Annotated in this window: 5 protein-coding genes; 1 reads left to right on the forward strand and 4 read right to left on the reverse strand. The window is 49.6% G+C overall.

Translation table 11 applies throughout. From position 1 onward, the window contains the following. Positions 1-49 precede the first annotated feature (49 nt). Together spoT and rpoZ are read right to left on the reverse strand one after the other, a co-directional pair. Positions 50-2,179 carry a bifunctional GTP diphosphokinase/guanosine-3',5'-bis pyrophosphate 3'-pyrophosphohydrolase gene (gene spoT, locus KDK19_RS13305; protein WP_257252792.1) on the reverse strand — a complete coding sequence of 710 codons (2,130 nt, stop codon included), beginning with the start codon at positions 2,177-2,179 and terminating at the stop codon, positions 50-52. Positions 2,180-2,242: 63 nt separating this feature from the next. Continuing rightward, a complete protein-coding gene (rpoZ, locus tag KDK19_RS13310) occupies positions 2,243-2,494 on the reverse strand; it encodes a DNA-directed RNA polymerase subunit omega (protein WP_257252790.1) in 252 nt (83 codons plus the stop codon). A gap of 437 nt (positions 2,495-2,931) precedes the next feature. Here rpoZ and KDK19_RS13315 point away from each other — a divergent pair, with 437 nt between their 5' ends. Next, complete coding sequence (locus tag KDK19_RS13315; RefSeq protein ID WP_257292149.1) at positions 2,932-4,728, forward strand: aminopeptidase P family protein; 1,797 nt, start codon at positions 2,932-2,934, stop codon at positions 4,726-4,728. A 114-nt stretch (positions 4,729-4,842) separates the two neighbouring features. Here KDK19_RS13315 and KDK19_RS13320 read toward each other — a convergent pair whose 3' ends face one another. Further along, positions 4,843-6,216: a hypothetical protein gene (locus KDK19_RS13320; protein ID WP_257252787.1), complete on the reverse strand. Its 1,374-nt coding sequence runs from the start codon at positions 6,214-6,216 to the stop codon at positions 4,843-4,845. 183 nt (positions 6,217-6,399) lie between these two features. Then, complete coding sequence (gene gmk, locus KDK19_RS13325) at positions 6,400-7,017, reverse strand: guanylate kinase (RefSeq protein ID WP_257252786.1); 618 nt, start codon at positions 7,015-7,017, stop codon at positions 6,400-6,402. Between the last annotated feature and the right edge of the window lie 166 nt (positions 7,018-7,183).

The following is a 7,183-nucleotide window of genomic DNA, read 5'->3' on the forward strand; positions in this document are numbered from 1 at the left end:
GACCAATTTATTGCAACCGCAGTAGGACAGCCTTAAGTCCGACAGGCTGCTAGGCTTCTCTGCGACGGTTGATAGAGTTAACGCCCTTGATCACACGAAGCCGTTTGATGATTCGGGCCAGATGGAGACGATCCTTAACCTTAATCACCAGCTGAACCATACAGAAGCTGGCATCACGCTCTTCCATGCTGATTTTCTCTATGTTGCCTTCCACTGCAGTGACACTGGTCGCCAAAGAAGCAATCATGCCTCGATGATGTTCCAGCTCTACCAGCAACTCGACTGTGAATTCGCCAGAAACATCTTTATCCCAATCCACCTCCAGCACTTTTTCAGGGCTGTGGCGAATATCAGAGATGTTTTTACAGCTTTCCGTATGAATCACAATGCCACGGCCTGAGCTGACATGTCCGACAACCGGGTCGCCCGGAATCGGATAGCAGCACTTGGCAAAGCTGATTACCATACCCTCCGTACCCCTGATCGACAGCGGCTTCTCGGAGTCAGAAGTATCAATCTGGGTTTTCTCTGTTTCCACACTGCCTGGTTCCATCAGCATACGTGCAACGACGTAAGCCATGCGGTTGCCCAAACCAATGTCTTCCAAAAGGTCATCCAGAGTATCGAACTTCAGCGATTCAATCTGACCTTTGAGGACCTGGTCGTCCATATCATCAAGATGACTCTCGAAACTGACCAGAGCCTTGTTCAGCAGTCGGCGACCAAGAGCAATGGATTCATTGCGCCGCTGATTCTTGAGGAAATGACGTATATTGGACCGGGCTTTTCCGGTCACAACAAAATTTAACCAGCCGACATTAGGTCTGGCACCGGGGGCTGTGACAACTTCTACCGTCTGCCCACTCTGTAATGGCTGACTCAGGGAAGCCAGACGGCGATCAATACGACAGGCTACACAGGTGTTACCCACATCAGTATGAACGGTGTAGGCAAAATCAACGGAAGTAGCGCCCTTGGGCAATTCAAGAATATGGCCTTTGGGCGTAAAGACGTAGACTTCGTCCGGGAACAGGTCGATCTTGACGTTCTCAATGAACTCCAGTGAATCACCGGCATTTTTTTGCAGTTCAAGTACACCTTTGAGCCACTGACGTGTACGGGCATGGCTGCCGGACAGTGCTTCATCTCCCGATTTATAGAGCCAGTGGGCAGCTATGCCATTATTGGCCATATCTTCCATTTCCTGAGTTCGGATCTGGATCTCGACGGGAACACCGTGCATACCAAAGAGGCTGGTGTGAAGCGACTGATAGCCGTTAGCCTTGGGAATAGCAATGTAGTCTTTGAAACGCCCCGGAATCGGCTTGTATAGATTATGGACCATGCCTAATGCACGGTAACAGGAGTCAGCACTGCCAACAATGATACGAAATGCAAACATGTCCATGATTTCGGCAAAGGACTTGCTCTGGTTACGCATCTTTCGATAGATACTGTAAAGATGCTTCTCCCGTCCTACGACTCTGCCCATCAGGCCAACTTCCTCAAGACGGACAGCAATAGCCCTCTGAACCTGGCCCACCAGATCCTTGCGATTACCACGGGCTTCTTTCACTGCCTGACGTATCATTCGGGATCTCATGGGATACATGGCCTGAAAGCCGAGGTCTTCCAGTTCAATCCGCAGATTGTGCATGCCCAGACGATTGGCAATCGGCACATAAATGTCAAGAGTTTCTCTGGCAATCCGACGACGCTTGTCGGGTCTGAGCACACCCAGAGTGCGCATATTGTGGAGTCGATCGGACAGTTTGACCAGGATGACCCGGATGTCCCGCGCCATGGCCAGGGCCATTTTCTGGAAGTTTTCGGCTTGGGCCAGAGTCTTGTTTTCAAACTGCATGTGCGTTAGTTTGCTGACTCCGTCAACCAGATCGGCAACCACTTCACCGAACTGTTCGTGAATGGCAGTTTTTTCGATTCCGGTGTCTTCGATAACATCATGTAGCATGGCGGCCATCAGACTATGATGATCCATGTGCATGTCCGCAAGAATTGCAGCCACCTCGAGCGGGTGGGTAATATAAGGCTCACCACTACGCCGGGTCTGGCCGTCGTGCGCCTGTTCAGCGTAATAGTAAGCCCTGCGAACAAGATTTACCTGTTCGGGATTCAGGTAGGACTTCAAGCGGTCGGCAAACTCTTCAATAGTTAGCAAAGCCCGCTCCTCCTGTGCAGCCATCCAGCCATCCAGAGCACCTCCCGGGGAGGTCTGGTGGTATTAGCCCTCAACACCAGCCAGGAACATGGCCGCTTCGTCTTCGTCCACCATTTTTTCTTCAACAGACAGAGGGGTTACCAGACCTTCTGCAATTTCGCGCAAAGCCATAACGGTGGGCTTGTCGTTTTCCCATTCCAGTTTGGAGTCCTTGCCACCAATCGCCAGCTGACGTGCGCGCTTGGAAGCGACCATTACCAATTCAAAGCGATTATCGACATTGTCCAGACAGTCTTCTACGGTTACTCGAGCCACTGCTCACCTCTCAAATTTAATCACTATGGAAATGCTCTTTCCTATTCGCCCGACCGGGAATAGCGTTCTGCTTGTTTTCGGTCAGACTCCCGGGAAAGAGCACTTTTGCTTTTTGGCTTAAACAGCCTGTTTGCGGACCTTACAGTTTACTTTACGACCAGAGTCCAAACAAGCCCGGGACCGGTCAGTAACTATGCACTGGAAGGGCCATTGATTATTTTATCGACCACTCATTTGATTGTGTCAGGTCAACAGGCCTTTCTGAAGCTCATTTTTTATAGCGGTATGAGCGTTCTTTATTTTGGAAAGCCATAAGACTCTGACAAAGACTGAAGCATTAAAGGCTTTCTACCCTTTCTGATTGTCTTCAAAGATAGTTATAGTAGCGCCATTAACTGATACTATTTCTTCGCAGCAGGCATTTCAGAATACAACTTATGACAACCACCATTAATCAGCTGACGACCCCAGAGAAGCTGGCAGTACTGCAATCAGCAATGAAAAGCCAGAACATTCACGCTTGGATTATCCCAAGCTCTGATCCACACCAGAGCGAATACGTAGCCGATCGATGGAATGGCCGTGCCTGGCTGTCTGGGTTTGATGGCTCAGCAGGCACCCTTGTCGTACTTCAAGAGCGGGCTGCATTGTGGACCGACGGCCGCTACTTTCTTCAGGCTGAAGAACAACTGGCGGGCAGCGGCATCGAACTGATGAAGCAAGGGCAGCCTGATGTGCCACCTATCAACAGATGGATAACAGATACCCTTGATGAAGGGCAGGTTATTGGCTTTGATGGCACAGTTGTGAGCCTTCGGTTCGTCAGAAATCTCAAAAAGTTATTTGATAGCAAAAGCCTGCTCCTGAAAACCGATCTTGATCTGCTGAATGATATCTGGAAAGACCGTCCAGCCATGCCTGCTGAGCCTGTTGCCCTCCACAGTGATGGGATGGCAGGAAAAAGCCGCGAGGAAAAACTGGCTGAAGTGCGGGAAGCAATGACAGAAGCAGGGGCTGACCATATCCTGATGGCAGCTCTGGACGACATAGCCTGGTTGTTCAACCTGCGTGGCTCTGACGTTGAATGCAACCCGGTTTTTATGGCTTATGCCCATATCACCAAAGACTCAGCACGGCTCTTTATTGACGACAGTCGTCTGGAAAAAGAAGCCGTGGAAGCACTGAAAGCCTCTTCTGTAGAGTTGTGCGCGTACTCAGCAGTTGCAGATAGCCTGTCATTACTAAACGACACTACACTTTTGATTGATCCCGCTACCACCTGTCAATGGCTGTTCGACGTTATTGCAGAGAGCGTCTGTGTTGTTGAGGCCACTAGCCCGGCCAAAAACCTCAAAGCGGTTAAAAACCCTGTCGAAATCAAACGCATGAATGACTGCCATCGTCGTGATGGTGTCGCCATAGTGCGTTTTATGCGCTGGCTCGAAGGTCAGATTTCCACAGGAACCCTGACTGAAGTCAGCCTGGATGAAAACCTTCAGGCATTCCGGGCAATGGCTCCTGAATTTAAAGGTCCAAGCTTTTCAACCATCGCAGGATATGGGCCTAATGGTGCAGTTATTCATTATCGAGCTGAAGAAGAAACCTGTCTGACAATTCAGCCAAAAGGGCTTCTGCTGGTCGATTCAGGTGGCCAATACCCGGATGGCACTACAGACATTACCCGCACCTTTGCCTGCGGTGACATGACCGAAGAAGAAAGGAAAGACTACACTCTGGTGCTCAAGTGTCATATTAATCTTGCAAGGGCCCGTTTCCTGCGTGGTACCCGTGGTATCCAGCTGGACACACTGGCAAGACAACCGGCATGGGCTGAAGGTCAGAATTACAATCATGGTACCGGTCATGGTGTGGGTTATTTCCTGAATGTGCACGAAGGCCCGCAGAGTGTCAGCCAGTACTTTCTGGATGTTGCTCTGAAACCCGGCATGCTGATTACCAACGAGCCGGGTATGTATCGTAATGGCAAGCATGGTATCCGGATCGAAAATATCATGCTGGTTGAAGAAGATATAAAAACCGAATTCGGCGATTTCTATAAACTGAAAGACTTGACTCTCGCACCGATTGATACCCGTCCACTGTTGCTCGATAGGCTCAATAGTGAGGAAGTTGAGTGGCTGAATAAATACCACGACAGAGTGAGACGTGAATTGTCACCACTATTGGAAGGAGAAGATCTGGAGTGGCTGATCAAGGCAACAGAAGCCATCTGATCAAAAGACAAATATTGTATACACATTCAGCGGCAGACAAATGGCTGCCGTTTTAATGCATCTTCAGGAATAATATTTGAGAGGCCATGACCAAAAAACTCAAACAGCTTCAGCTCACGTAACCTGTTCCAGAACAATCTTCCTCAGTCCCCTTAAAAAGCCCTGCGCCACCCCGACAATACAACTGAAGGTACTTATCTCTACTCCGGGACTCCCCATCATTTTTTTCTTAAAATGGTGACTTGCGTTACCTACAACAATGGCAGTATCAACCGAGAAATCACTGCCTTTGCCGGGTACCAGAAGATCCTGATCAATCTCATTGTCACCGGCCGCAATGATGGTAGAACCACTCACACCCATGACTCTGGCCAGCCTGCTCACCCACTCTCCTTTTGTCAGAGGCAATGAGAGGGTCACTTGATGCTCATCAGGATTGAACCTGACATCGGCAAGTGCACCAAAAAGATTAAATGCCACCTGCCTCAACTGCTCTCTGGTTTTTTCCTGATTCAGATCCATCTGAGGATCCACTGTGAAGGCATAGATTGGACCTGGCTCGGGATTGTGAACATCGGTAATGGCTACATCCTGTATGGCGAAGAGATATACCAGTTGATTATCCAGCCCAGCGGTGCAACTCAGGTATCGTTCGAAACGGAAACCATCTGGCCTGATAAACAGGTCTTCGGGAAACAAGCTGAAACCGGGCATCAGGGCGCCATAAAATCGGGTGCCCGGGCGAGCCATCACATTAACGGGACTCTGAAAAGCTCTGAAACCACTCCCGATTGATACCAGGTAGTCAGGCTCAGGGAGTTGGTTGTCGGCAAAATAATGCCACTCATCGTGGCCAATAATGGCACCTGTCACGACAATCAGTCTTAATTTGCCCCGTTGTCGCCACTTATCCACAAAAACTGCAAACCTCTGCCTGAATCGTTTTGTCAGTTCTCTGATGTGGCGCCCGGTTGGCAACAAAGTTTCATCAAGGTCCGTGAGTAGAACGACTTCTCCGACCAGTTGAGCCATTTCTTTTTCAAGCTCAGCCAGCAAGCTGTCAAATTCCTGTAGCTGTTCTTCAAAATCCGGGCGATCAGCCGGTGGCAAGTCATCTCCAGAGTAACTTGATGCAATGGCACCTCCGCATGTCTGAAGCCGTTGTCGTGAACCCTGCTGGCAGGATGACTGATTCTCACTGCTACCCCTTGGATCCGGTGTAACGGTATATCTTTTAAATGCAAACGTGATCAACGGCAACGGGCTTATTCCTGCACCCCAGTCAAAGCCATCTCCAAGGTAAGGCTCAATAGCGCCACCCACGACACTGACCTCCCGTGGTGCAGCAAATGAGTCCGCTTTGTCTGCAATGGATGAGACGGAATCATTAAGATGCAGCCCATCGTCTTCATCTGCACGGGCGGTGCTCACTGTCAGAAAGCAAGGCAGTAAGAGAGAAAGGAGGAAGCAGTGAAAAACGTATTTCATTTTCACTCCTTTTGGAAAAAGGACGTGAGTTACAGTTGACGCTCAGTCTCAGAAAGGGTCTCGCCATGACCCGGAATTCACGCTTTTTGTTGCCGGAACTGATCAGACTGTTTTTGGCCACAACGACAACATCGGCAAGGACAGAGAGATCCTTGCCGCCTGAACTGTTTTCGAATAGGACAATCAGTTCAACAAACCTTCAATCAGGCCGGACTTGTAGTGCTGCATCCAGCCAATAGACAAGCGACGACTTCTGATGATCGTTTGCAGGTCGCGCAGAGCCAGATCAAACTCATCGTTGATAACCAGATAATCAAACTCTGCATAATGAGACATCTCATTCACAGCCTGATTCATACGCCGCTCAATCACGTCGAAATCATCGGTACCACGCCCCATCAAACGCTCACGAAGCGCTTCTTTGGAAGGAGGCAGAATAAAGATACTGACTGCTTCAGGCATCAGCTTACGTACCTGCTGGGCACCCTGCCAGTCAATTTCAAGAATAACATCTTCACCGGTATCCAGCTGTTCCCGAACCCAGGCTTCAGAGGTGCCGTAGTAATTTCCGAATACTTCTGCATGTTCCAGAAACTGGCCCTGGCTCATCAGCTCCAGAAAGACGTCTTTGCTGGTGAAGTGATAGTTCATACCGTCTGTTTCACCGGGACGAATCGGACGGGTTGTATGGGAAACCGATACCTTCACATGAGGGGTCGACTGAACCATAGCCTTGACCAGGCTGGTTTTGCCAGCTCCCGAGGGGGCTGCGATGATATAGAGTTTACCTTTATTTGCCATGATCTCTCCAGGCGACAGCCATGAGGCTGCCGGGGATTTAAGTGAAAAAATTCTGGTGCACACTAAGTCTTTTGAACGTAGCGGAGAATGATTAGAATGCAGTGTAACAGAAGCTAGCAGCCTGTCGGACTTAAGGCTGTCCTACTGCGGTTGCAATAAATTGGTC

It is taken from the genome of Endozoicomonas sp. ONNA1, assembly GCF_024606325.1.
Taxonomy (GTDB): Bacteria; Pseudomonadota; Gammaproteobacteria; order Pseudomonadales; family Endozoicomonadaceae; genus Endozoicomonas_A.

Coding starts and splice junctions, on each gene's coding strand:
- KDK19_RS13315 (WP_257292149.1), top strand. CDS start 2,932: ATGACAACCACCATTAATCAGCTGACGACCCCAGAGAAGCTGGCAGTA.
- gmk (WP_257252786.1), bottom strand. CDS start 7,017: ATGGCAAATAAAGGTAAACTCTATATCATCGCAGCCCCCTCGGGAGCT.
- KDK19_RS13320 (WP_257252787.1), bottom strand. CDS start 6,216: ATGAAATACGTTTTTCACTGCTTCCTCCTTTCTCTCTTACTGCCTTGC.